This is a genomic window from Nocardioides allogilvus (assembly GCF_003047285.1).
In the GTDB taxonomy this organism is placed as follows: Bacteria; Actinomycetota; Actinomycetes; order Propionibacteriales; family Nocardioidaceae; genus Nocardioides; species Nocardioides allogilvus.
The window spans coordinates 1-22,223 of sequence record NZ_PZYX01000020.1; the positions used below are offsets into that span (position 1 = coordinate 1).

Genomic DNA, 22,223 nt, shown 5'->3' on the forward strand with positions numbered 1-22,223 from the left:
CACCCTGGACCTGCACACGCCGGCCCAGAGACTGAACGAGCTGCTGCGACAGGCAGCAGCCTGACCCAAATTGCTTCGACCGATTGACATTGCCCCCGACCTCGTCGGCGGAGTGGCCGGCATCGCGAAGCGCTGTGCCGTTGAGATCGCCGTGGTGGCCCACGCCGGCGACGGCAACACCCATCCGATCATCGTGTATGACGCCGCCGATCCCGGCGCAGCGGAGCGGGCGCGTCAGGCGTTCGACGAGGTGATGGCGCTGGCGATCGCGCTCGGCGGCACCATCAACGGAGAGCACGGTGTCGGACGCGCGAAGAAGTCCGCACTGCCCGAACAGCTCGGTGCCGATGTGATGGCACTGACGCAATGCATCAAGGACGCCCTCGATCCCGACGGCATCCTCAACCCGGGCGCGGTCCTGTAGTCCCAACGAGGAGAGACATGACACCCATCGTCCGACGCCACCTGTTCGGCCCCGGCCCGACCAACCCCTACCCCGAGGCGACGGAGGGCCTGGCGCGACCGCTGCTCGGTCACCTCGATCCGGCCTTCATCGCGATCATGGACGAGACCTGTGATCGCCTCCGCGAGGCGTGGGGCACCACCAACGCACGGACCCTGCCGTTGTCGGCGACCGGGTCGGCGGGCATGGAGGCGGCCTTCGTCAACACCGTGACTCCCGGAGACGTGGTGGTCGTCGCCGTCAACGGCTTGTTCGGTCAGCGGATGTGCGAGGTCGCGCGCCGTTGCGGCGCAGAGGTGATCCCGGTCGAGCACCGGTGGGGCACCCCCGTCGATCCCGAGCGGGTGGTGGCCGCGCACCCCTCGCCGAGGGTCGTCGCCGCCGTACACGCCGAGACGTCGACCGGCGTCCGCTCCGACATTGCGGCGCTGGGTGCAGCCGTGCACGCGGCCGGTGACGCGCTTCTGGTCGTCGACGCAGTGACATCGATCGGCGGCCTCGAGCTGCGGGCCGACGACTGGGGCATCGACGTGGGCTACGCCGGCACCCAGAAGTGCCTGGGCGTCGCGCCCGGCCTGGCTCCGTTCACCATCAACGACCGAGCGTTCGCCCGTCGCGTCGAGCGTCCGCAGTCCTGGTACCTCGATCTCGGCCTCCTCGGCGGGTACGTCGGCGAGGCCGGTGCCAAGGGCGGCGGCCGGACCTATCACCACACCGCGCCGGTCGCCATGATCAGCTCCCTGCACGCCGGCCTCGGCCGAGTCCTCGACGAGGGGCTGGACAACGTGTGGGCCCGGCACGCCGCCGCCGGCCAGGCGCTCCAGGACGGGCTGGAGGCGATGGGCCTCGAGCTCTTTGCGGAGAAGGGCTCCCGGCTCCCCGACCTGACCACCGTGAAGGTGCCCGACGGGGTCGACTCGGCAGCGGTGCGCCGTACGATGCTGGAGCGCTACGACATCGAGATCGGCGCCGGCGTCGGCGAGTTCGCCGGATCCGTGTGGCGGATCGGCCTGATGGGCCCGAATGCCCGTCCGGACGCGGTCACCCTGGTGCTCGGTGCGCTGGCGGAAGTACTGGCCCGCTAGCAGGACGGCTCAACTGAGGACGTCGAGGCCGGGGAGCACCTTGCCCTCGAGGAACTCCAGGCTCGCACCGCCCCCGGTGGAGATGTGGCCGAAGGCGTCGTCGGCGAAGCCGAGTGCTCGTACGGCGGCGGCCGAGTCGCCTCCGCCGACGACCGAGAGTCCGTCGACCTCCGTGAGGGCCTGGGCGACCGCCCGGGTGCCGTCGGCGAAGGCAGGGAACTCGAAGACGCCCATCGGGCCGTTCCAGAACACCGTCCGCGCACTCCTGATCGCGTCTGCGAAGACAGCTGCCGAGGCGGGGCCGATGTCCAGGCCCATCTGGTCGGACGGCATGGCGTCCGCCGCGGCAACGGTGCCCGGCGCATCCGCGGCGAAAGTGGGTGCGACCACGATGTCGGTGGGCAGCAGGATCTCCACGCCGGCGGCAGCGGCCCGTTCGAGGTAGGCCAGGCAGGTCGCGATCTGGTCGGGTTCCAGCAGGGAGGACCCCACCTCGTGGCCCTGAGCGACCAGGAAGGTGAACACCATGCCACCGCCGATGAGCAGCTTGTCGGCCTTCTCAAGCAGGTTGTCGATGACGGCGAGTTTGTCGGAGACCTTGGATCCGCCGAGCACGACCACGTAGGGACGCTCCGGGGACTGGGTCAGCCGCTGCAGGACCTCGACCTCGCCCGCGACCAGGCCACCCATGACGGACGGCAGTCGCTGTGCCAGGTCGTAGACACTTGCCTGCTTGCGGTGCACGACACCGAACCCGTCCGAGACGAACCCGTCGCCCAGAAGCGCCAACATCCGGGCGAAGTCCGCCCGCTCGGCATCGACCTTGCTGGTCTCGCCTGCGTTGAAGCGCACGTTCTCCAGCAGTGCGACGTCGCCGTCCCCCAACACCTCCACGGTCGCTCGAGCCGAGTCACCGACCGTGTCGGTCGCGAAGGCGACGTACCTACCGAGCAGGTCGCTAAGCCGCTTGGCGACGTGGGCCAGGGTGAATGCCGGGTCCGGCGCGCCAGTCGGGCGGCCGAGGTGGGCCATCACGACCACGCGGGCCCCGGCCTCGGACAACTGCTTGATGGTCGGGACGCTCGCGCGGACGCGGCCGTCGTCGGTGATGACCGTGCCGTCGAGCGGCACGTTGAGGTCCGAGCGCACCAGCACCGTCCGGCCGCGGAGCCCCCCGAGCTCACGCGCCAGTCTTTCGACGCCGGCACTGCTCACAGCGCGTCACCCACCAGGGACACGAGGTCCGCCAGCCGGTTGGAGTAGCCCCACTCGTTGTCGTACCAGCCGATGACCTTGACCTGGTTGCCGATCACCTTGGTCAGGGGCGAGTCGAAGATGCAGGACGCCGGATCGGTGACGATGTCGGAGGAGACGATCGGATCCGTGGAGTACCTCAGGTACTTGCCGTCCGCTGCCTTCTCGATCGCGGCGTTGACCTCCTCGATCGACGTCTCGCGGCCGGCTTCGAAGGTGAGGTCGGTGGCCGAGCCGGTAGGCACCGGCACCCGCAACGCGAAACCGTCCAGCCTGCCCTTGAGCTCCGGCAGCACCAGGCCGATCGCCTTCGCCGCCCCCGTCGAGGTCGGCACGATGTTCAACGCCGCCGCGCGCGCCCGGCGTACGTCCTTGTGGATGTTGTCCTGGAGGTTCTGGTCGGCGGTGTAGGCGTGGATCGTGGTCATCAAGCCCTTGACGATGGTGAACTCGTCGTTGAGCGCCTTGGCCATCGGCGCCAGGCAGTTCGTCGTGCACGACGCGTTGGAGATGACGTCGTGCTTCGCCGGGTCGTAGAGGCCGTCGTTGACGCCCATCACGATGGTGATGTCCTCGTGGGTGGCGGGCGCGGAGATGATCACCTTCCTGGCTCCCGCCTCGAGGTGCGCCCTCGCCTTGGTGGCATCGGTGAAGAAGCCGGTCGACTCGATGACGATGTCGACTCCCAATTCACCCCACGGCAGGTTGGCCGGATCCCGTTCCGCGAACGCCGCGATGGTCCGGTCGCCCACCTTGATCGACATTGCCTCCGCCGAGACATCCACATCGAGGCGACCCAGGATCGAGTCGTACTTGAGCAGGTGCGCAAGCACGGCGTTGTCGGTCAGGTCGTTGACGCCGACGATCTCGATGTCGGCCTGCCCCGACGCGTCGAGCGCGCGGACTGCACGGAAGAAGTTGCGGCCGATGCGGCCGAAGCCGTTGATACCGACACGAATGGTCACGAGGTCCTCCTGGGGACGATGGAGTGCACTGGCTCAGCGTGCCTTGTCCCGGCGCTCGATGAGCCGCCAGAGCATGGGCGTGAAGATCAGCTGCATCGCCAGGTCCATCTTTCCGCCGGGGCACACGATGGTGTTGGGCCGCGACATGAACGAGTCGTGCAGCATGGACAGCAGGTAGGGGAAGTCGATCCCCTTCGGGTTGGCGAACCTGATCACGAGCATCGACTCGTCCTGGCTCGGGATGGTCCGGGCGATGAAGGGGTTGGACGTGTCCACGATCGGGACGCGCTGGAAGTTCACGTGCGTGCGGGAGAACTGCGGGCACATGTAGTTCACGTAGTCCTCCATCCGGCGCAGGATCGTCTCGGTGACCGCCTCCGTGGAGTAGCCGCGCTTGGCCTTGTCACGGTGCAGCTTCTGGGTCCACTCGAGGTTGATGACCGGGACCACGCCGATCAGCAGGTCGGCGTACTGCGCGACGTTGACGGTCTCGGTGGCCACCGCGCCGTGCAGGCCCTCGTAGAAGAGCAGGTCGGTGCCGACGGGGAGCTCCTCCCAGGGCGTGAACGTGCCGGGCTCCTGCTGGTACGGCGCCGCCTCCTCGTCGTCGTGGAGGTACTTGCGCACCTTGCCGGTGCCCGTTTCGCCGTACACGCGAAACAGGTCCTCGAGCTCGTCGAAGAGGTTGGCCTCGGGCCCGAAGTGGCTGAAGGAGTGGTCGCCGTCGGCCACGGCGCGCGTCATCTCCCCCTTCATCGCCATCCGGTCGAACCGGTGGAAGCTGTCGCCCTCGATGAAGGCGGCAGTGAGCTGCTCACGGCGGAATATCTGCTCGAAGATGCGCATGACGGAGGTGGTGCCAGCGCCGGACGAACCGGTGATGGCAACGACTGGGTGCTTGGCGGACACGGGGCCCTCCTCAGGTGTTGGCGCGGAACAGGCCGCGGATGCCGTAGAACGGGTGGGCTTCGACCGGTTCCTCGGTGGGCTCGGCGTGGTAGCGCTCGATGCGCTCCACCTCCTCGCAGCTGCCGAAGATGAAGCCGATGCGCTGGTGCAGGTCCGTCGGCTGGACGTCCAGGACCCGGTCGTAGCCGGTCGTGGCGCGGCCACCGGCCTGCTCGATCAACATGGCGATCGGGTTGGCCTCGTAGAGAAGGCGCAGCCGCCCCGCCTTGCTGGGGTCCTTCGAGTCGCGGGGATACAGGAAGACGCCGCCGCGGGTGAGGATCCGATGTGTCTCGGCGACCAGGGACGCGACCCAACGCATGTTGAAGTCCCGTCCACGCGGGCCGTTGACCCCCTGCAGGCACTCGTCGACGTAGCGCAGCACCGCCGGCTCCCAGAAGCGCCGGTTGGAGCTGTTGACGGCATACTCCGACGTCGACTGCGGCACGGTGACGCCCTGCTCGGTGAGGAAGAACTCGCCGAGCACCGGGTCCAGGGTGAAGGCGTGCACGCCCCTCCCGACGGTGATGACGAGAACTGTGGCCGGCCCGTAGACGGCGTACCCGGCGGCGATCTGCTCCGTGCCGTGCTGCAGGAAGTCCTCCACCGCCGGGTCCTCGCCGGCGACGGGCGCGCGCAGGATCGAGAAGATGCTGCCCACCGACACGTTGACGTCGATGTTCGACGATCCGTCGAGCGGGTCGAAGGTGAGGAGGTACTTGCCGCGCGGGTACTCCCCCGGAATCTGGTAGGGATCGTCGAGCTCCTCGGACGCCATCCCGGCCACGTTCCCGGTCCACTCGTTGGCGGACAGGAAGATGTCGTTGGCGACAACGTCGAGCTTCTGCTGCTGCTCGCCCTGGACGTTGACGGCACCGGCCTTGCCGATGACACCGGTGAGCGCGCCCGTGGCGATGCGCTTCGAGATCGCCTTGCACGCCAGGGCGACGTCGAGGATGAGGGAGTTCAGGTCGCCGCTCGACCCCGGGTGGCGGCGGCGCTCCTCGATGAGGAACTGGGTCAGCGTGGTGCGTTCGGTCAGCATCATGTCCTCCTCAGGGGACGGTGGCCGGCCGGCGGTGTGCGGGGCCTGCATCGAGCAGACCAGCGCGCCCCCTGCCGGGCATCCACCCGAGGGGTGACAGGAGGGGTGGGCCGGCTGTGGGTACGCCGCCACTCACCCGCTGCTCCCACCCTGCGGGTGAGTCCCGCCGACCCGCGAGGTGGTTAGCGTCGCGTCCACCACCTGCCCGAGGAGCCCCCCGTGACCAGCACGTCCCCGGAACGCCATACGGACCTACCCATCGGCTCACTGGCCACCCGCTACCGCGGAGTCATCTGTGACCTCGACGGCGTCGTCTACCGCGGCCCGGAGGCGGTACCCGGAGCAATCGCGACCCTCGACGTGCTCGCCGCCGCGGGTGTCGGGATCGCGTTCGCCACCAACAACGCCTCCCGCCCGCCGGAGGACGTGACTGCCCACCTGGTCGACCTGGGCCTGCCACCGGGCGAGTGGTCCGTGGTCACCAGCTCCGAGGCGGCCGGGGCACATCTGGCCGCCCTGCTCTCCCCCGGGGCGCGGGTGCTGGCCGTCGGTGGCCCGGGCGTCAGCGCGGCGCTGCGTGCCACCGGTCTCACACCCGTCCGGTTGGCGGATCTCGACGAGCGCCCGGTGCAGGCGGTGGTCCAAGGGCTCGGCGTTGACGTCTGCTGGCGCGAGCTCGACGAGATCGCCCACCAGGCACGCCAGGGCGTGCCGTGGGTCGCGACCAACCTCGACCTCAGCCTGCCGACAGCACGCGGCTCTGCGCCGGGCAACGGCGCTCTGGTCCGGGTCGTCCGTGCCGCCACCACCGCGGAGCCCCACGTGACCGGCAAACCGGGATCCGACCTCTTCGACCTGGCCCGGACACGGCTCGGGACCCGCGCTCAGGACACCCTGGTCATCGGCGATCGCCTGGACACCGACATCGCCGGCGCCAACGCGGCGGGGCTCGACTCCCTGCTGGTCCTGTCCGGTGCCGCCACGCTGGAAGACCTGAGCTCCGCGCAGGAGCACGAGCGCCCCACGTACCTCGCCGACGATCTCACCGCGCTGTTCGCCGCCGGGCTCCGAACACCCCCGCCACGGGGCTGATCAGGTCTACGGGTCCTCCAGGAAGCCGACCGGCGGCACGAAGAACAGGCACCCCGTGTGCGGCGTCGAGAAGTCCAGCACCCGGTCGTGGTTGCCCGCCGGCTCGCCGATGAACATCCGCCGCAGCATCGTCTCGGTCACGTCCGGATCTGCGGCGTACCCGATGAAATAGGTGCCGAACTCGGCGGCGCCGATCTGCCCGAACGGCATGTTCTCGCGCACGATCTTGCGGTCGTTGCCGGCGGCGTCGGTGATCGAGTTGAGCGTGACGTGCGAGTTGGAGGCCTTCTCGTCGTCGGGGATCTCGATGTCGCTCAACTTGTGCCGCCCAATCGCGGCCTCCTGCTGCTCGACGGTCAGCGCGTTCCACCCGTCGAGGTCGTGGAGATACTTCTGGACGATCACATAGCTACCACCTGCGTGGTCTCCCTCGGCGATCAGCACTGTCCCTGCCGCCTCGTCGCCGACCGGGTTCTCCGTGCCGTCCACGAACCCCAGCAGATCCCGCTCGTCGAAGAACTTGAAGCCGTGCACCTCGTCCACGACATCGACGTGGTCGCGCAGCTGCTCGATCAGCCGGTAGCCGAGTTCGAAGCAAACGTCGGTGCGCTGCGACCCGATGTGGAACAGGACGTCACCAGGCGTCGACGGCGCCGTGTGTTCAGCCCCCGCGATCGCTGCGAAGGTGTGCAGACCAGCCGGTCGCGGTCGGTCGTATAACCGGTCCCAGAACTCGGCGCCGATCCCGACTATGCACCTGAGCTCGTCATCCGGTGCGCGGAACCCGACCGCGCGGGTCAAGGCCGGGACGCCGGCCAGGGCGTCGCGCACGACTTCCTCTGACCCGGACCTCACGGTCAGGACAAGAAACAGCGCCGCCTGCGCCGGCGACGCGACGATGGCTTGGGGGCTGTGCGTGCCGCTCACTCGATCAACCTAGAGCCGTCCACCGCAGCCGCCAACACCGGTAGGCCTTGGGAAACGGGGTTCGGACGGACGCTTCTCATGACATCCCGACTCGGTGCGGGCGGGTTGCGTCGGAGCGAACCCACCGTGGCCCGAGTTGCGCTGTCGGTGGAGGTGAGGGGACTCGAACCGTGACCCTGTGATGCGGTCCGCGCGTTCCCGAGAATCCTCCATCGATTCGAACCCCCGGTGCCGGCAGCAGAAAAGCAGCACAATTGGGCCATAAATGCGACCAGAGGCCACTCTCTTTAGCGAGAAAATGGCCTCTGACCTGCGGTGATGGTGGAGGTGAGGGGACTCGAACCCCTGACCCTCTGTTAGGGTCCGCGGAGGTCGTTCTCCTCGGAGCAACTCGGCCCTACTCGCCCACACATCGTCTGACCTGGGACAACGCTCTGGATCGTGTTCGATGACGCCACCACAGTACCTCGCGATCTCGGCCCGATTCGTCCCGATTCGGGCAATCTGCAACTCCAAAGTGCTGCATTTCTGCTGCCCTGTGTTCGCCCGGAAATCTCTCGGCACTGCCCCCGGCTTGGTAGCAGTCCCTTAACCGCTCCGAAGTGACTGTGAGAGTTCGTTGCTCTCCACCTCCCATCCCTTCATAACTTCGTCACCGTGGACGCTGATGACCTTGACAGCGATCTTGCCGCTCACCGGCTTCGGGAACGGACGCGAGACCGTTTGATAAAGCGAGTCCCACCATCGGGGTCGACGTCAGCTTTCAGCGCGGTCTTCAGCCGCTTGTAGGGGTAGGGGTCGTTGTCGCCGGTGAAGTAGCAGTGCCGGACGAAGAAGGACTTCCCGTTGTAGTCCGTGTCGATCATCCAGAGCGCGATCCGACTGGTGTCGTTGCCGCGGACCTCGCCCGTGGTCGGGTTACTCAACCTGGTTATCCGCGACACGGAAGTAAAGATGAAGAGGCCCCCTGCTGGCTGATGCCCAGCTCCGCAGCCGAGGTCACCAGTACGACTCACCCCTCCCCGAGGGCTCCGATAGCCTGAGCCGAGAGGCTCTCACAGTCAGACTGCGAGAGTCTCTCGCATACGTGACCCGCCGGGTGCGGCGACCGGGTCAGCCGCGTAGCGCGGCTCGGATCCCGTCGAGCCGCTGGCGCCGCTCCGCTCGAGCCTGCAGGGCCTGCTCGAGACTTACATCGACGAAGCGTACCGAGGTATTTGGCGGCATCTGCCCGAAGACGTCCATATCGGCACTGATTACGGTGCCGATCATCATGTAGCCACCACCGGACACTGCGTCCCGGTGTAGCACGATTGGCTGCTGTCCGGAGGGGACCTGGATCGACCCGATCGGGTAGCAGGCGTCGACGATGTTGGAGGGGTCGTCGCCGGCGCCGAACGGTGGCTCGCGAGGCACGAAGTTCAGTGGCGTCCCGCCCTTGAACCGGTAGCCGATGCGGTCGGACTCCGAGGCCACCTGCCACGGCTCGCTTAGGAACCGCTTCAGGGACTGGACCTCAACGCGGGCATCGTACAGACCTAGGACCACCCGGATCTCACGCTCTCTAGAGACGGGGACCTGCATAGAGCTTGGGATCGTCTTGCCAACCGGGCGGGCTGGCGGTGGCTTGCCGGTCTCGAGTAGATCGCCGGGTTGCAATGTCCGTCCGTGAAGACCGCCCAGGGCGCCTAGGGCGTAGGTGGACCGGCTGCCGAGAACCACCGGCACGTCGATGCCGCCACTGACCGCGAGATACCCACGCGCGCCAGCCGAGGCGAAGCCGAACGCCAGCGTCTCCCCGGCCCGCACGTCCAGCACCGTGTCGAGCGGCTTCTGCTCGCCATCGAGGCTCGGTTGCATCCGGGCTCCCGTCACGGCGACCTGAGTGTCCTCGCTGAACGTGAGCTCCGGCCCCAGGAGTGCGCACTCCAGGGCTGCTGCCGTCTCCTCGTTGCCCAGGAGCAGGTTGGCGGCACGGAACGACATCTGGTCCATCGCTCCCGAAGGAGGGATGCCCAAGTGGTAGTTGCCCTGCCGTCCCTGGTCCTGGACGGAGGTGGCCAGTCCGGGCTTCTTCACCTCAATTGCCATAAAGCGCCTCCAGGATCTTGGCGGGGTAGCCCGCGATGTCGGCTTCGAAGGCCTCGAGCGAGAACTCGACCGGCGCGGTGGGCAATGTGTACTCGTCACGCTCCACCGCCTCGAGGATGACGTCGTACTCCTCCCGGTCGATCGGCCGGAACTTCACGATGTCGCCCGGCCGGAAAAAGATCATGAAGTCCGACAAGTGCTTGTTCTTCTGCTCCGGGTCGTAAATTGGCACCGGGGTCACCCCGAACATCTGATAGCCACCCGCGCCTCGCACCGAGTAGATGCACGAGAAGCAGCCGCCGTAGCCCACGGTGTGTTTGGGGGTGTCCGTGCGGGGTTTGAGGTACTTCGGGACCTGGATCTGCCGCGACTGCTCGACCATCTGATACATGAACGGCAGCCCAGCGACAAATCCGACCATCGACACGAACCACGGGGTGTCGGAGTGCGCCTCGATGAAGGCCTCGATGTCGGGGTAGCCGTTCACTCGGGCCGCGAACTCGAGGTCGGTCGAATCTGGGTCCTGGTGTCGCTCGCGAAAACGCATCAGCGTCTCGTGGGTCCAGGGGTCGTTGTAGAGGACCGGGATCTCCACCACCCGGGTGCTTAGCCTCGCGTCGGCCTCCCCGAGGTCCGTCTCGATGTCCTCCAGGATCGACTGAAGGTCGCCCACCGCGAGGATGTCAGGGTCGAACCGCACCTGGTAGGAGGCGTTAGCCGGACAGATCTCGGTCACGCCCGGTAAGTCCCGCGCCGCCAGCCGCTGAGTGATCAGGATGCTGCGAAAGAACGCGTGCAGATTCATGCTCTCGGACAGCTCGACGAACAGGTGCTCGTCGCCGCCTAGGGTATAGCGAGTCTCGGTCATCTAGCCTCCTCCTCCAGCCAATTTTCGATCCAGGTCGTGTGGAACTCGTTCGCGATCACCTCGTCTTGGTCGAGGAGACGCGCAACGAACGGAAGTGTGGTCGCCGGACCCGTCAGCTCGGTCTCGGCGAGCGCCCGACGCAGACGGGCCAGCGCCAGCTCACGGCTCTCGGCCCACACGATGAGCTTGCCGATGAGCGAGTCGTAGAACGGTGGAATCGTGTATCCCTCGTAGGCCATGGTGTCGATGCGGACGCCCGGACCAGCAGGCCACCGTAGACTTTCGATGGTGCCCGGGGCTGGTCTGAAGTCCGCTTCGGGATCCTCGGAATTGATGCGCACCTCGATTGCGTGGCCGCGGATCGCGATCTCCTCCTGGCGGTAGGGCAAAGGGTGGCCCTGCGCCACGAGAAGCATCCCGCGGATCAGGTCGACGCCACAGACTTCCTCGGTGATCGGGTGCTCCACCTGGATCCGGGTGTTCATCTCGATGAAGAAGTACTCCTCGGTGGCCGGGTCGTAGAGGAACTCGACCGTCCCGGCGCCGCAGTACCGGACCGACTCGGCCAGGTCCACGGCGTCTGCACACATCGCTGAACGCACGGAGGCTGGCAGGATCTCCGCGGGTGCCTCTTCCCACACCTTCTGTCTACGTCGTTGTAGCGAGCAGTCGCGCTCATAGAAGTGGACCGCACGTGTGCCGTCTCCGAGCACCTGGACCTCGATGTGGCGCGCACTGTCGACGAGTCGCTCCAGGTAGACGCCACCATCACCGAACGACGCGGCAGCCTCCTGCGTGGCGGCGGCGAAGCCCTCGACGAGCTCAGCCTCGTCCCGCGCGATCCGGATGCCGCGACCTCCGCCGCCGGCGGTCGCCTTGATCATCATCGGGTAGCCGATCTGATCCGCGGCGATCCTGGCGGATGCAATGTCGGTGACCAGCCCCCCGCTCCCTGGAACTACCCGGACACCGGCGGCCTCCGCCGTCTTGATCGCGGTGGCCTTGTCGCCCATCCGCGAGATGGTGTCTGCACTGGGGCCGACCCAGGTCACTCCCGCTTCCTCGACCTTGCGGGCGAAGTCCGCGCTCTCCGACAAGAAGCCGTAGCCAGGATGGATTCCATCGGCCTCGGTCTCGCGGGCCGCAGTCAGGATCGCCTCGTGGTTGAGGTAGCTCTTCTTCGCGTGGGCGCCGCCGATGTTGACCGACTCGTCGGCAAGCGTGACCGCTAGCGAGTCTTGGTCGGCGCTGCTGTACGCAGCGACCGTGGTGATGCCGAGCTCGGTTGCAGCACGGATGGTTCGTACGGCTATCTCGCCCCTGCTGATGACGAGGAGTCGGGAGATGTCAGCCATTCAGGAGACCTCGACGCGGAGGAGCACGTCGCCGACGTCCACCGAGTCCTCCGCCTCGACGCACACCTCGACCACTGTGCCGGCCACGGTGCTGACCACTGGGTTGAACATCTTCATCACTTCGATGAGACCGACGGTGTCTCCGACGGAGACTGTCGCACCGACCGAGACGTAGGGCTCGGACCCAGGCGACTCTCGGGTGTAGAAGGTGCCGGGAAGTTCCGCAGTCATCTCGACGGTCTGACTCATGGTGTGGTGCCTTTCTGCTCGGTGAGGGCTGAGGACGAGGTGACCGTACCGTCGCTGGCGAGGGTGGGCGAGGGTACGGGCGCCCGACGTCAGGCGGGCGTTCGTGTCGTGTCGTGCGGCCCGGTTCTACGTCGTGGCAAACGAACGGACCTCGATGTCTGCTTGGCCGAGAGCCTCGCGTGAGCGGCGCATCAGCTCGTGCGCGCCGCGGGTGTCGCTATGGATGCAGATGGACTCGAACTCCACAGTGACTGTGGTGCCGTCAACCGTCTCGACGGTCCCGTCCTGACAGGCCCGCAAGACCTTGGCAGCGGTCCGATCCGGGTCGAGCGCGCCCACGTCGCGGGTGAACACGATCTGACCGTTGTCGCCGTACTGCCGGTCGGCGTAAAACTCACGGACCACCGGTTGGCCGAGGCTCGTCGCGACCTGCTCCACCACGGAGCCAGCCATCACCAGTATGGGCAGCTCCGGATCGACGCCCTGGAGCGCATGGACCAGAGCGGAAGCGAATTCCTCGTTGCGGGCAGCGTGCATGTAGAGCGCGCCGTGCAGCTTGAAGTGCTGGAGCTCGAGACCATGGAACCGGACGAACTCGCGCACGGCACCGAGCTGGTAGAGGCAGTCGTTGACCAGCTCTGCGGCGGGCGCATCGATGTGGCGACGGCCGAACCCCGCGAGGTCGCGGAATCCGGGATGTACCCCGACTCCGACGCCATGGTCCTTGGCCATGCGCACACTGCGCTCAATGACGTTGGGATCGCCAGCATGGAAGCCAGCCGCGACGTTGATGGAGCTGACGAGAGGAATCATCTGGGCGTCGACGTCATCGCCGAACATCCAGGGCCCGAATCCCTCGCCCATGTCGCAGTTCACGTCAATCTTGGTCTTCGTGTGGTGGGTCACGCCTTCGAGGATAGGGGGAGAAGCTTCTATCGACCAGTTGAATAGAGCGGTAGAATGATATCGATGAAACAGATGTCAGTTCAGCTTCGAGCGAGGTGACGATGAGTTTCACACTGCGGCAACTTCGCTACTTCTTGGCTGTCTGCGAGGTGGGTCAAGTCAGCGCTGCTGCCCGCGAGCTCTACGTCTCCCAATCCTCCGTGACAACGGCAATCCAGGAAATCGAACGGGTCCTGGAACAACCGCTGTTCATCCGCGGCTCGCGCGGGGTGAGCCCTACCGATGTTGGGTTGGCCTTCCTGCCCAAGGCGCGCGAGATCGTCCGGATGGCCGACGAGGCGGCCAGGGTGACCATCCCGGACGCACTCCTGTCCGGGAGGGTGCGGGTGGGGGTCACCTACACCGTGATGGCCTACTTCGTACCCCAGCACATCCAGAAAATCGCCTCTCTCTATCCCCACCTCGAGGTCGAGTGGCGCGAGATGGGCCGTCCCGAGGTGGAAGCTCAGCTGGACTCTGGGGAGCTCGACTTCGGGCTGATGCTGACGTCGAACCTGCAGAGCCCCCTGCTCCAGTGCGAGACGTTCGTGCACTCCAAGCGGCGGCTCTGGCTGGCACCCACACATCCGTTGGCCGGCGCCGCCCAAGTGCCGCTGACCGAGATCGCGCGGCATCCCTACGTGCTGCTCACGGTCGACGAAGCTGCCGAGACGACCCGCCAGTACTGGGGCGAGCTGCGGCCCCGAGTGTTCTTAAAGACTTCGTCGATCGAGGCTGTCCGAAGCATCGTGGCCAACGGCAACGGGATCACGATCCTGTCCGACATGGTGTACCGACCCTGGTCCTTGGAGGGCAAGCGGGTGGAGACCCGCGTCCCCCAGCACCAGGTGCCGGACATGAAGATCGGCCTCGCGTGGCGTCGGGGGGCGTCGTTCACCGGACCCATGAAGACCCTGCAGGACTACTGCCATCGGCAATACGCTGTCACCGATGTCGCTGGGAGCGGTCTGGCCTAACTGCAGACTGCGCAAGCCGCGTGACGGGTTCACGGTGACCGGCGGGCCAGGACCGCGGTAGTCACGCACGAACACCTCTGCCGCGCCCGGGCTCACACCGTAGTCAAACCGAGGTCAATGGTCGACCTAGTCCGCGCACGTGGGTTCACCGGAAGGCGGACTCTCCCGTGATCGCCTGCCCGATGACCAACTGGTGGACCTCTGAGGTCCCCTCATAGGTGAGCACCGACTCCAGGTTGTTGGCGTGGCGCATGAGCGGGTACTCCAGGGTGATCCCGGCCGCACCCAGGATCGTGCGGCACTGACGTGCGATCTCAATAGCCTCCCGGACGTTGTTGAGTTTCCCAAGACTGACCTGCTCGGGCCGCAGCGAGCCCTGGTCCTTGAGCCGGCCTAGCTGGAGCGCGAGCAACATCCCCTTCCCCAGCTCCAGGGTCATGTCGGCCAGCTTGGCCTGGGTGAGTTGGTAGGCGGAGAGCGGCTTGTCGAAGATGTCACGCGCCCCGGCATACGCGATAGCGGTCTCGAGGCAGTCCCGGGCCGCACCTAGGGCTCCGAAGACGATGCCGTATCTCGCTTCGTTCAGGCATGACAGCGGGCCGGACAGGCCCGCCACCTGTGGCAGGACCGCACTGGCGGGCAGCCGCACACCCTCCAGCACCAACTCTGAGGTCACCGAGGCGCGCAGCGACATCTTGCGGTTGATCTGGGGGGCAGAGAACCCGTGGGTGTCGGTGGGGACCACGAACCCGCGGATACGCTCGTCGGTCTGCGCCCAGACGACCGCGACGTCCGCGATCGAGCCGTTCGTGATCCACATCTTGCTGCCGTCGAGCACCCAGTCGTCACCGGAGCGGCGCGCCCGGGTTCGCATCCCCCCGGGGTTCGAGCCGAAGTCGCTCTCGGTGAGCCCGAAGCACCCGATCGCCTCTCCGGTGGCCATCCGCGGCAGCCACTCCTGGCGCTGCTCCTCGGAGCCGTGCTGCCGGATCGCGAACATCGCCAGCGAGCCCTGGACGCTGACCAGCGACCTCAGCCCCGAGTCACCCGCCTCGAGCTCCATGCAGGCCAGCCCGTAGGCGATGGCCGAGGTGCCCGCACAGCCGTACCCCTCCAGATGCATGCCCAAGACGCCGAGCTCACCAAGCTCGCGGGCGAGCTCGCGTGCCGGTAGGCGCCCCTCCTCATACCACTGCGCCAAGTGGGGGCGCAGTCGGTCGGTCACGAAACGCTGGACCGTGTCGCGGATGGCTCTGTCCTCGGCGGCGATCAGCGCGTCGATGTCGAACAGGGCCAGCGGTGCCTGGGGTCGTGCGGTTGCCATGGGGCGCCTTTCGGGTTTCACGCGGTGGGACCCGACGAGGTCGCGGGACGGTCAGCGGGGTCAGCCCCGCAGTCCCAGCGGAGTGCTCGCGGCTGGTGCACGGCGCCCTGGGACGGTGGGGGTCGACGGTAGGAGACGGGTGTCGCGGACAGAGACAGTGGGCTGGTCGCGACCGGGACCGCATGCTGCGACGTGCCCACATCGACGACTGGGCGCAGGCCAAGCTCCTCGGCCAGCTCGAAGGCTCCGGCTAGGTCGTTCACCGGACCCGCGGGAACACCGGAGGCGGTCAGCACCCGGCAGGCCTCGCGGACGGTCAGCACACCCAGCCGCCCCTCGAGCTCGACCCGCAGCTCGGAACGGTGCTCCACGCGCGATGGGTTGGTGCCGAATCGTGGGTCCTGGGCGAGCTCGGGCGCTCCTAGCACCGTGGTCAGGACTGCGAACTGCCGGTCGTTGCCGACCGCGATGACGAGTGACCCGTCCGCGGCGGCGTATGTCTCGTACGGCGCGAGGCTGGGGTGCGCGTTGCCCATCGCCTCCGGCACGTGCCCGGTGCACAGGTACGCCGAGCCCTGGTTGACCAGCGAGGAGAGGACGGTCTGAAGGAGGGTGACCTCGACGCGCTGTCCTTCGCCGGTGCGCTCAGCGTGTCTCAGCGCGGCCAGGACCCCCGCGCAGGCGTGCGTGCCGGCGAGCACGTCCACCACCGCCACCCCCGTCTTGGTGGGACCCGACTCGGTCGAGCCCGTGACGCTCATCAGGCCGCCTACAGCCTGCACCAGGAGGTCGTAGCCGGGCAAGGACCGGGCCTGGGGGGCGTTTCCGAAGGCGTTGATCGAGCAGTACACAAGTGCCGGGTTGAGCTCACGTAGCTGCTCGTAGCCGACTCCGAGGCGCTCGGCCACACCCGGGCGGAAGTTCTCGACGACGATGTCCGCGGTCGTGGCGAGGCTGAGCAGCTCCGCCCGCTGCGTGACGTCTGTGAGGTCCAGTGACCAGGACCGCTTGTTGCGGTTGACCGAGAGGAAGTAGGTCGTCGTACCTTCGTGGAAGGGCGGACCCCAGGTACGGGTGTCGTCACCGCCGGGCGGCTCGACCTTCACCACGTCGGCACCGAGGTCGCCCAGCATCATCGTCAAGTACGGTCCGGCGAGGATTCGGGACAGGTCGAGCACCCGGACCCCGTCCAGCGCACCCGACGGCGGTCCACAGTCGGACCAGGCTCGTCCGCTCACGAGAGCTCGCGGGCGCGGGCGAACGCCTCCCGGATCCCGGAGACGTCGTGTCGCGTCGCAAGCAGCAGAGTCAGCAGAACCCGAGCCTTGAGCCCGTCAAGCGTGCCCGCCGCGATGAGACCGCGGGCCAGCAGGTCTCGCTCGGACCCGGGAAAGCCGTAGGTCTCGGTGAGCACCTCGCCGGCTCCGGTCCGCGACGTCAGAACGACAGGAATGCTGGCTGCCAGGGTGTCGAGAGCAGCGACCATCCGCGCGGGGACGTGCCCCCCGCCAAATGATTCCACCACCAACCCTTGGTAGCCCAGCGCCATCACCTGATCGACCAGTCGACCGTCATCGCCGAGGCTCACCGTCAGCAGGGCGACCGCAGGGAGCGTCTCCTCAGTTGACGGCTTGGCGATCAGCGGCAGGCTCGCCGTCGGCGCCAGCGCGATCCGGGGCCGGCCCTCCACGACCCAGCCCAGGGGGCCGACCGTGGGTGACTGGAACGTCGCCGTGCTCGAGGTGTGGGTCTTTCGCACGTAGCGGGCGGCGTGAATCTCGTCGTTGAAGACGACGAGGGTCCCGAGGCCCTGCGCCTGCGGAGCACACGCCACCTGGACGGCGGAGAGGATGTTGGCCGGCCCGTCGGCACCGGCGAGGGTCGGGTTGCGCATGGCGCCCGTCACCACCACGGGACGTGGGTCCTCCACGAGTAGGGAGAGGGCGAACGACGTCTCCTCGATGCTGTCCGTTCCCTGGGTGACCACGACGCCGGCGGCTCCGTCGGCCAACTTCTGCTCGATGGCACCCGCCAGGGCCACAAGGTCCTCGAAGGTGAGGTCACCGGACGCCGTCTGCCGGAAGGCCACCGGGTCCAAGGTGGCGACGCCCTCGAGTTGCGGCACGGCTGCCACGAGCTCGCGGGCCCCCAGTCTCGGGGTCACCCCGCCCGTACCTGCCTGGCCGTCGCTCGTCGAGGCGATCGTGCCTCCGAGCGAGAAGACTGCTATCTGCGGCAGTGGAGTGGTCATGAGGTTGGTTCCTTCCCTGCGAGGCCCATGAAGACGCCAAAGGACCGCTCGACCGTCGCCGTGTCCAGCCCCTCAGTGATGAGGATGAGTCGCGTGCCAGGTGGCACAGGATGAGTCAGGTGCTCAGGGCGGTGGATGATGTGCTGAACTCCGTTGAGGGCGACCGGGCCCACGGCCTGTATGTCGAGGCGGCCCTTGACCCGGAGGACGCGTGGCCCGTATTCGTGTAGGAGCAGGCTCAGCCACACGGAGAAGGCCTGCCAGTCGAGCGGAGTGGTGGTTCGGAGCTCGATCGTCGAGACCGAGCCGGTATGCGGCTCCACGCCTCCCTGGAGATCCCGCTCGGTGCTGCCCGGGTGCGCAGCAGAGCGCGGCGGGACCGACCACCGGGGCTCCCCTTGCGCGGTGACGGTCAGCCCGGCCGTGGGGTTCATGGCGTGGATCCGGTCGACCAACGAACGCACGGAGCGCTCGTCGACCAAGTCAGCCTTCGTGACGAAGATCCGGTCTGCCGCCAGGACCTGTCGCATCGCGACGGCGTGACGATCGAGGCTGGCCGCACCGGTGAGCGCGTCCACGGTCACGCAGATCTCCGCCAGCGTGTAGTGGTGTTTGAGAACGGGGTCGTGAGCCACCGTGAAGGCGATCGGCCCCGGGTCGGACAGGCCGCTCGTTTCGACGATGACGTCTCGGTCCTCCTCGGCACCAGACGGGTCGTCGTCCAGGCTCAGGCGCAGAGCCTGCGCGAGTTCGTCCCGCCGGGTGCAGCACGCACAGCCTCCGGTGACCATTCGCTGGTGGCGCCGCAGGTCACCGGTGAGGATGTCGTCCACCTCGATGGAGGCGTAGTCGTTCACGACCACCCGGGGGATAAGCGGGGACAGGCGTCGCGCGTGAGAGCGCAGCAGGGTTGACTTGCCGGAACCGAGGAAGCCGCTGAGAATCGTGACACGCCGCCGGTCGGTGACGCTGCCGTAAGCAGGGCGCGGGGTCGCGAGGAGGAGCGTCACGCGCGCTGGCCTATCTCTTTGGCCAGCGAGTCGAGGAGCAAGTCGTCGAGTACGTCCACGGGTCGCGAGGAGAGCCGCTGCGCGGCAGCCCAGACCTCGCCTAGCCCGGCCGCGACTTCCGAGCTGCCCTTGAGGTCGCCGACCACGACGTGACGGCCTTGTCCGGGATCAGAGACAGTCAGGCCGTAGGGGCGCAACACAGCCGCGATGAGCGCCGTACGGCGGTGACGTCCTCCGGGCGGGAAACCCACCGTCGTGCCTGCGTCCGACCCGAGCGCGTCGCTCCAGTGCTCCTCCGAGGCGAACTCGTAGCAGAGCACACACATGGGTGACCACCTTCTCGTGTCTATGCCGGTTGCTGGGCGGTTGTCTTGTGGCCGAGGTCAGGGCGCACGGCCCGGGCCGGGTGAACGATGGGTTCCTCCCGCCCCGGGCCGCCCCCGGACTAGCAGGAACCGGGCAGGAACGGGCTGCCGTCAGGACCGGGGAACGCGTAGCGCGTCCGGAAGTCATCCGCTGCGCCCTCCATGGTCACCCAGCTGACACCCTCGTGCCCGTTGATGTACTCGATGAGGCGCTCGAGCATCAACAGCACCTGGGGACGACCAGCGACATCCGGGTGGATGGTGAACGCGTAGACGCCGTAGTCCTGCTCGCGGTAGACCCAGTCGAACTGGTCACGCCACCACTGCTCGACGTCGCGCGGGTTCACCCAGCCAGCGCTGTTCGGCGCCTTTTTGATGAACATCATTGGCGGGAGGTCGTCCATGTACCAGTTGGCACCGATCTCGACGAGGTCGATGACCTCACCGCGCACCAGCGGCTTCATCCACTCGCTGGCGTTCTTGGAGTAGTCGATCTTCGTCCAACTGTCCCCGACCCGGGCGTAGAAGGGCGTGAAGTCGTGGAAGCCCTGACCGTGGTCGTAGGTGAAGCCATACTTCTTCAGCAGCTCTGCGGTGATGTTGGACATCTCCCACCACGGGGGAACATACCCGCGAGGGGCCTTGCCGCTGACCTTCTCGATCAGCTCCACGCAGTAGGAGAGCACGTCCTCCTCCTGCCGCGGGGTCATGGCGATCGGGTTCTCGTGCGAGTAGCCGTGTGCCCCGATCTCGTGGCCCTGGTCGACGATCATCTTGACGGAGTTAGGGAAGGTCTCGATGGAGTGACCCGGGATGAACCAGGTGGCCGGAACGTCGTACTTCTTGAACAGCCGGAGAAGCCGCGGGGTGCCGACCTCACCGGAGAACATGCCTCGCTGAATGTCCGAGGGCGAGTCCTCGCCGCCGTACGAACCGAGCCATCCGCCGACGGCGTCGATGTCGACACCGAACACGCACTTAATGTCCTTGGGCATTTCGTCTCCTCTGTTGGTTGGGTACTGAGGGTCCTCGTCACCGGGCGTTGTCGCACCCGGCGTCAGGCAGTGGAAGCCGCTGCCGCGTCGCCCGCTCGTGGCACGGGCGGCGGGACCTCGAGCCGGGAGAAGTAGGCGGCGGCCTGGTCGCCGGTGAGCGGATCGGCGTATTTGGCCGTCATGTCGAACAGGTTGCTCTGGTGCGGTGGAAGCGCCCGGTCGCCGATGCAGTCCACTAGCACGAAGGTGTCGTAGCCCTCCTGCACTGCATCGACCACGGTCGCGCGCACGCATCCCGACGTCGTCGCACCGGCCACCAGGACGGTGTCGACCCCGTGCGCGGCGAGCAGCGAGCGCAGCGAGGTGCCGAAGAAGGCGGAGGCGCCGACCTTGGCGATCACCGGCTCGGTGTCAAGACGCCCGAGGTCGGGGTCGACCTCGGTCAACGGGCTGCCCTCGACGAGCACCCGCAGCGAGGGGACCTTGCGTACCCAGGCCGCGGTATCGAGCGCCGCCTGGGGAAAGGCGATCGTGGTGTAAACGACCAGCACCTGCCTGCGTCGCGCCTCCTCCACCAGATCGGCGGTCCGCCGAACCACGTCGGGCATCGCCGAGCCCAGCGGGGAGGCCGGGTCGGTGAAACCGCGGCACAGGTCGACGACGACGAGGGCGGGCACCCGCCCGAGGCGGGCCCGACCGGTGAAGCCGGCTGCGGCGTAGCGAGCCGCGGTGTCGGGGGCAGTCCCGCTCATGGCATCACGTCCCCCGAGTTGGGGCCGAGCGTCTGTCCCACGAAGAGGTTCCCGCCAGGGTCGCTAGCAAGGAGCACAGCGGTCGGCGCCACCTCATCCGGGGTCCCGAAGCGTCCCAGAGGTAGCTCGGCACGCTTGGCGACCTTCCAGTCCTCGCTGATCCCGGCCACCAGCGGCGTCTCGATGGGACCGGGCGCGATCGCGTTGACCAAGACGTTGTGCTCGGCGACCTCCAGAGCCAGTGCCTTGGTCAGTCCGATCACCCCTGCCTTCGCGGCGCTGTAGTGGGTCAGGCCTCGACCACCCTTGATTCCCAACTGGGAGGCGATGTTGATCACCCGACCGCTTTGGCGTGCGACCATATGCGGCACCACGGCTCGACAACACAGGAATACCCCGGTGAGGTCGACGTCGATGGTCTCCTGCCACTGCTGCGGCGACATCTCGACCAGCGGCGACTCGGTTAGGATCCCTGCCGAGTTGACCAGGACGTCGATCTGCCCGTACCGGGCCATGACTCCGCTGACCGCAGCTTGGACCGAGTCAAAGTCCCGTACGTCCATCGTCGCGCTGCCCGCCGCGGCCATGTCATTGCTGGCCATCGACACCGCGTCCGCGTCCCTGTCGGCGACGACGACGACGGCCCCTTCGGAGACGAAGGCGCGTGCGATCGAGGCGCCGATCCCGCTGGCTCCCCCGACAACTAGGGCGACCCGGTCTTGCAGCGCCGGCGGCCGAACACCACTCATGCCGGCATCGCCACGGTCAGGCCACCATCGACCGTGAGCGTCTGACCGGTCACGTAGCCAGCGTCCTCAGAGGTCAGGAACCGGATCGCAGTGGCCACCTCGTCGGGGCGTCCGACGCGCCCCCAAGGGATGTCAGCCCCGGCTCGGCGCAGACCCTCTGGTCCCAAGGAGTTCACCGGATCGGACGACTGGGGGGTCTCAATCAGGCCCGGGATCACCGCGTTGACGCGGATCATGCGTGGCGCCAATTCGACCGCCAAGCTCCGGCACAGCCCGAGCACCCCCGCCTTGGCTGCGGCGTAATGGGTGTGGTCACCCCATCCATACACCCCACCGGCGATGGAGGAGACGGCAACCATGCTGCCCGGGCCCTGCATACGCGAGACCGCGGAACGGAAGGTGCGAAGGACCCCGGTGAGGTCGACGCTGAGCATGTCGTCCCACAGGGTGTCACTCAGTTCGGCCAACGCCGAGCGCCGCAGGATCCCGGCGTTGGCGACTGCGATGTCGAGG

General features: G+C 67.4%; 24 protein-coding genes. 4 read left to right on the plus strand and 20 right to left on the minus strand.

From position 1 onward, the window contains the following. Nucleotides 1-70 precede the first annotated feature (70 nt). A complete protein-coding gene (locus tag C9J87_RS18870) occupies nucleotides 71-424 on the plus strand; it encodes an FAD-linked oxidase C-terminal domain-containing protein (protein ID WP_107706303.1) in 354 nt (117 codons plus the stop codon). Nucleotides 425-441: 17 nt separating this feature from the next. Then, nucleotides 442-1,548, plus strand: coding sequence for a pyridoxal-phosphate-dependent aminotransferase family protein (locus tag C9J87_RS18875; RefSeq protein WP_010832474.1), 1,107 nt, complete (start codon nucleotides 442-444; stop codon nucleotides 1,546-1,548). A 9-nt stretch (nucleotides 1,549-1,557) separates the two neighbouring features. Here the strand turns inward: C9J87_RS18875 and C9J87_RS18880 are convergent, their stop codons facing one another. From C9J87_RS18880 to C9J87_RS18895, 4 genes are read right to left on the minus strand one after another with little or no spacing between them, the layout of a single operon-like run. Then, a complete protein-coding gene (locus C9J87_RS18880) occupies nucleotides 1,558-2,763 on the minus strand; it encodes a phosphoglycerate kinase (RefSeq protein WP_232211591.1) in 1,206 nt (401 codons plus the stop codon). Beyond that, the gene (gene gap / locus C9J87_RS18885; protein ID WP_010832472.1) at nucleotides 2,760-3,767 is read right to left on the minus strand and encodes a type I glyceraldehyde-3-phosphate dehydrogenase; all 1,008 of its coding nucleotides are present in this window, start codon (nucleotides 3,765-3,767) and stop codon (nucleotides 2,760-2,762) included. The genes C9J87_RS18880 and gap overlap by 4 nt, the downstream gene beginning before the upstream one ends. A 33-nt stretch (nucleotides 3,768-3,800) precedes the next feature. Further along, nucleotides 3,801-4,676 (minus strand): phosphoribulokinase, encoded by an 876-nt coding sequence (locus C9J87_RS18890; RefSeq protein ID WP_036490474.1) that lies wholly within the window; start codon nucleotides 4,674-4,676, stop codon nucleotides 3,801-3,803. A 10-nt stretch (nucleotides 4,677-4,686) separates the two neighbouring features. Further along, a complete protein-coding gene (locus C9J87_RS18895) occupies nucleotides 4,687-5,760 on the minus strand; it encodes a class 1 fructose-bisphosphatase (RefSeq protein WP_198652410.1) in 1,074 nt (357 codons plus the stop codon). 219 nt (nucleotides 5,761-5,979) lie between these two features. Between C9J87_RS18895 and C9J87_RS18900 the strand changes: the two genes are divergently transcribed. Then, a complete protein-coding gene (locus C9J87_RS18900) occupies nucleotides 5,980-6,852 on the plus strand; it encodes an HAD-IIA family hydrolase (RefSeq protein WP_010832469.1) in 873 nt (290 codons plus the stop codon). A gap of 6 nt (nucleotides 6,853-6,858) precedes the next feature. On the opposite strand, the gene C9J87_RS18905 is transcribed toward C9J87_RS18900, so the two are convergent. The 7 genes from C9J87_RS18905 to C9J87_RS18935 form a co-directional block, all read right to left on the minus strand. Next, the gene (locus C9J87_RS18905) at nucleotides 6,859-7,779 is read right to left on the minus strand and encodes a Dyp-type peroxidase (RefSeq protein WP_036490470.1); all 921 of its coding nucleotides are present in this window, start codon (nucleotides 7,777-7,779) and stop codon (nucleotides 6,859-6,861) included. Between the two features lie 692 nt (nucleotides 7,780-8,471). Beyond that, nucleotides 8,472-8,705 (minus strand): hypothetical protein, encoded by a 234-nt coding sequence (locus C9J87_RS18910; RefSeq protein WP_198652411.1) that lies wholly within the window; start codon nucleotides 8,703-8,705, stop codon nucleotides 8,472-8,474. 187 nt (nucleotides 8,706-8,892) lie between these two features. Next, complete coding sequence (locus C9J87_RS18915) at nucleotides 8,893-9,870, minus strand: 5-oxoprolinase subunit C family protein (RefSeq protein ID WP_107706304.1); 978 nt, start codon at nucleotides 9,868-9,870, stop codon at nucleotides 8,893-8,895. Beyond that, nucleotides 9,860-10,738, minus strand: coding sequence for a 5-oxoprolinase subunit B family protein (locus tag C9J87_RS18920; protein WP_107706305.1), 879 nt, complete (start codon nucleotides 10,736-10,738; stop codon nucleotides 9,860-9,862). Before C9J87_RS18920 ends, C9J87_RS18915 begins: the two co-directional genes overlap by 11 nt. Further along, nucleotides 10,735-12,093: an acetyl-CoA carboxylase biotin carboxylase subunit gene (locus C9J87_RS18925; protein WP_107706306.1), complete on the minus strand. Its 1,359-nt coding sequence runs from the start codon at nucleotides 12,091-12,093 to the stop codon at nucleotides 10,735-10,737. Before C9J87_RS18925 ends, C9J87_RS18920 begins: the two co-directional genes overlap by 4 nt. Beyond that, a complete protein-coding gene (locus tag C9J87_RS18930; RefSeq protein ID WP_107706307.1) occupies nucleotides 12,094-12,342 on the minus strand; it encodes an acetyl-CoA carboxylase in 249 nt (82 codons plus the stop codon). Between the two features lie 126 nt (nucleotides 12,343-12,468). Continuing rightward, on the minus strand, nucleotides 12,469-13,248 hold the full coding sequence (locus C9J87_RS18935) for a 5-oxoprolinase subunit PxpA (RefSeq protein WP_198652412.1): 780 nt from the start codon (nucleotides 13,246-13,248) through the stop codon (nucleotides 12,469-12,471). A gap of 101 nt (nucleotides 13,249-13,349) precedes the next feature. Here C9J87_RS18935 and C9J87_RS18940 point away from each other — a divergent pair, with 101 nt between their 5' ends. Continuing rightward, complete coding sequence (locus C9J87_RS18940; RefSeq protein WP_107706318.1) at nucleotides 13,350-14,264, plus strand: LysR family transcriptional regulator; 915 nt, start codon at nucleotides 13,350-13,352, stop codon at nucleotides 14,262-14,264. Nucleotides 14,265-14,409: 145 nt separating this feature from the next. Here the strand turns inward: C9J87_RS18940 and C9J87_RS18945 are convergent, their stop codons facing one another. The 9 genes from C9J87_RS18945 to C9J87_RS18985 form a co-directional block, all read right to left on the minus strand. Continuing rightward, nucleotides 14,410-15,588, minus strand: coding sequence for an acyl-CoA dehydrogenase family protein (locus C9J87_RS18945; protein ID WP_107706308.1), 1,179 nt, complete (start codon nucleotides 15,586-15,588; stop codon nucleotides 14,410-14,412). 17 nt (nucleotides 15,589-15,605) lie between these two features. Continuing rightward, a complete protein-coding gene (locus C9J87_RS18950; RefSeq protein WP_107706309.1) occupies nucleotides 15,606-16,826 on the minus strand; it encodes a CaiB/BaiF CoA transferase family protein in 1,221 nt (406 codons plus the stop codon). Beyond that, a complete protein-coding gene (locus C9J87_RS18955) occupies nucleotides 16,823-17,839 on the minus strand; it encodes an asparaginase (RefSeq protein ID WP_107706310.1) in 1,017 nt (338 codons plus the stop codon). Before C9J87_RS18955 ends, C9J87_RS18950 begins: the two co-directional genes overlap by 4 nt. Beyond that, the gene (locus tag C9J87_RS18960) at nucleotides 17,836-18,849 is read right to left on the minus strand and encodes a CobW family GTP-binding protein (protein WP_107706311.1); all 1,014 of its coding nucleotides are present in this window, start codon (nucleotides 18,847-18,849) and stop codon (nucleotides 17,836-17,838) included. Before C9J87_RS18960 ends, C9J87_RS18955 begins: the two co-directional genes overlap by 4 nt. Beyond that, complete coding sequence (locus C9J87_RS18965; protein WP_107706312.1) at nucleotides 18,846-19,175, minus strand: hypothetical protein; 330 nt, start codon at nucleotides 19,173-19,175, stop codon at nucleotides 18,846-18,848. Before C9J87_RS18965 ends, C9J87_RS18960 begins: the two co-directional genes overlap by 4 nt. 119 nt (nucleotides 19,176-19,294) lie before the next feature. Then, on the minus strand, nucleotides 19,295-20,209 hold the full coding sequence (locus tag C9J87_RS18970; RefSeq protein ID WP_107706313.1) for a polysaccharide deacetylase family protein: 915 nt from the start codon (nucleotides 20,207-20,209) through the stop codon (nucleotides 19,295-19,297). A gap of 62 nt (nucleotides 20,210-20,271) precedes the next feature. Continuing rightward, entirely contained in the window at nucleotides 20,272-20,961 is a 690-nt protein-coding gene (locus C9J87_RS18975) for an isochorismatase family protein (RefSeq protein WP_107706314.1), read from the minus strand. Then, entirely contained in the window at nucleotides 20,958-21,710 is a 753-nt protein-coding gene (locus C9J87_RS18980; protein WP_107706315.1) for an SDR family NAD(P)-dependent oxidoreductase, read from the minus strand. The genes C9J87_RS18975 and C9J87_RS18980 overlap by 4 nt, the downstream gene beginning before the upstream one ends. Beyond that, the coding region (locus C9J87_RS18985) for an SDR family NAD(P)-dependent oxidoreductase (protein WP_107706316.1) at nucleotides 21,707-22,223 on the minus strand (517 nt) is incomplete at its 5' end. The genes C9J87_RS18985 and C9J87_RS18980, both read right to left, overlap by 4 nt.

What these genes read in the sequence shown, in the direction of transcription:
- C9J87_RS18965 (WP_107706312.1), bottom strand. Translation starts at nt 19,175, where the DNA reads ATGTGTGTGCTCTGCTACGAGTTCGCCTCGGAGGAGCACTGGAGCGAC.
- C9J87_RS18980 (WP_107706315.1), bottom strand. Translation starts at nt 21,710, where the DNA reads ATGAGTGGTGTTCGGCCGCCGGCGCTGCAAGACCGGGTCGCCCTAGTT.
- C9J87_RS18930 (WP_107706307.1), bottom strand. Translation starts at nt 12,342, where the DNA reads ATGAGTCAGACCGTCGAGATGACTGCGGAACTTCCCGGCACCTTCTAC.
- C9J87_RS18875 (WP_010832474.1), top strand. Translation starts at nt 442, where the DNA reads ATGACACCCATCGTCCGACGCCACCTGTTCGGCCCCGGCCCGACCAAC.
- C9J87_RS18915 (WP_107706304.1), bottom strand. Translation starts at nt 9,870, where the DNA reads ATGGCAATTGAGGTGAAGAAGCCCGGACTGGCCACCTCCGTCCAGGAC.
- C9J87_RS18925 (WP_107706306.1), bottom strand. Translation starts at nt 12,093, where the DNA reads ATGGCTGACATCTCCCGACTCCTCGTCATCAGCAGGGGCGAGATAGCC.
- C9J87_RS18920 (WP_107706305.1), bottom strand. Translation starts at nt 10,738, where the DNA reads ATGACCGAGACTCGCTATACCCTAGGCGGCGACGAGCACCTGTTCGTC.
- C9J87_RS18970 (WP_107706313.1), bottom strand. Translation starts at nt 20,209, where the DNA reads ATGCCCAAGGACATTAAGTGCGTGTTCGGTGTCGACATCGACGCCGTC.
- C9J87_RS18945 (WP_107706308.1), bottom strand. Translation starts at nt 15,588, where the DNA reads ATGGCAACCGCACGACCCCAGGCACCGCTGGCCCTGTTCGACATCGAC.
- C9J87_RS18940 (WP_107706318.1), top strand. Translation starts at nt 13,350, where the DNA reads ATGAGTTTCACACTGCGGCAACTTCGCTACTTCTTGGCTGTCTGCGAG.
- C9J87_RS18975 (WP_107706314.1), bottom strand. Translation starts at nt 20,961, where the DNA reads ATGAGCGGGACTGCCCCCGACACCGCGGCTCGCTACGCCGCAGCCGGC.
- C9J87_RS18955 (WP_107706310.1), bottom strand. Translation starts at nt 17,839, where the DNA reads ATGACCACTCCACTGCCGCAGATAGCAGTCTTCTCGCTCGGAGGCACG.
- C9J87_RS18895 (WP_198652410.1), bottom strand. Translation starts at nt 5,760, where the DNA reads ATGCTGACCGAACGCACCACGCTGACCCAGTTCCTCATCGAGGAGCGC.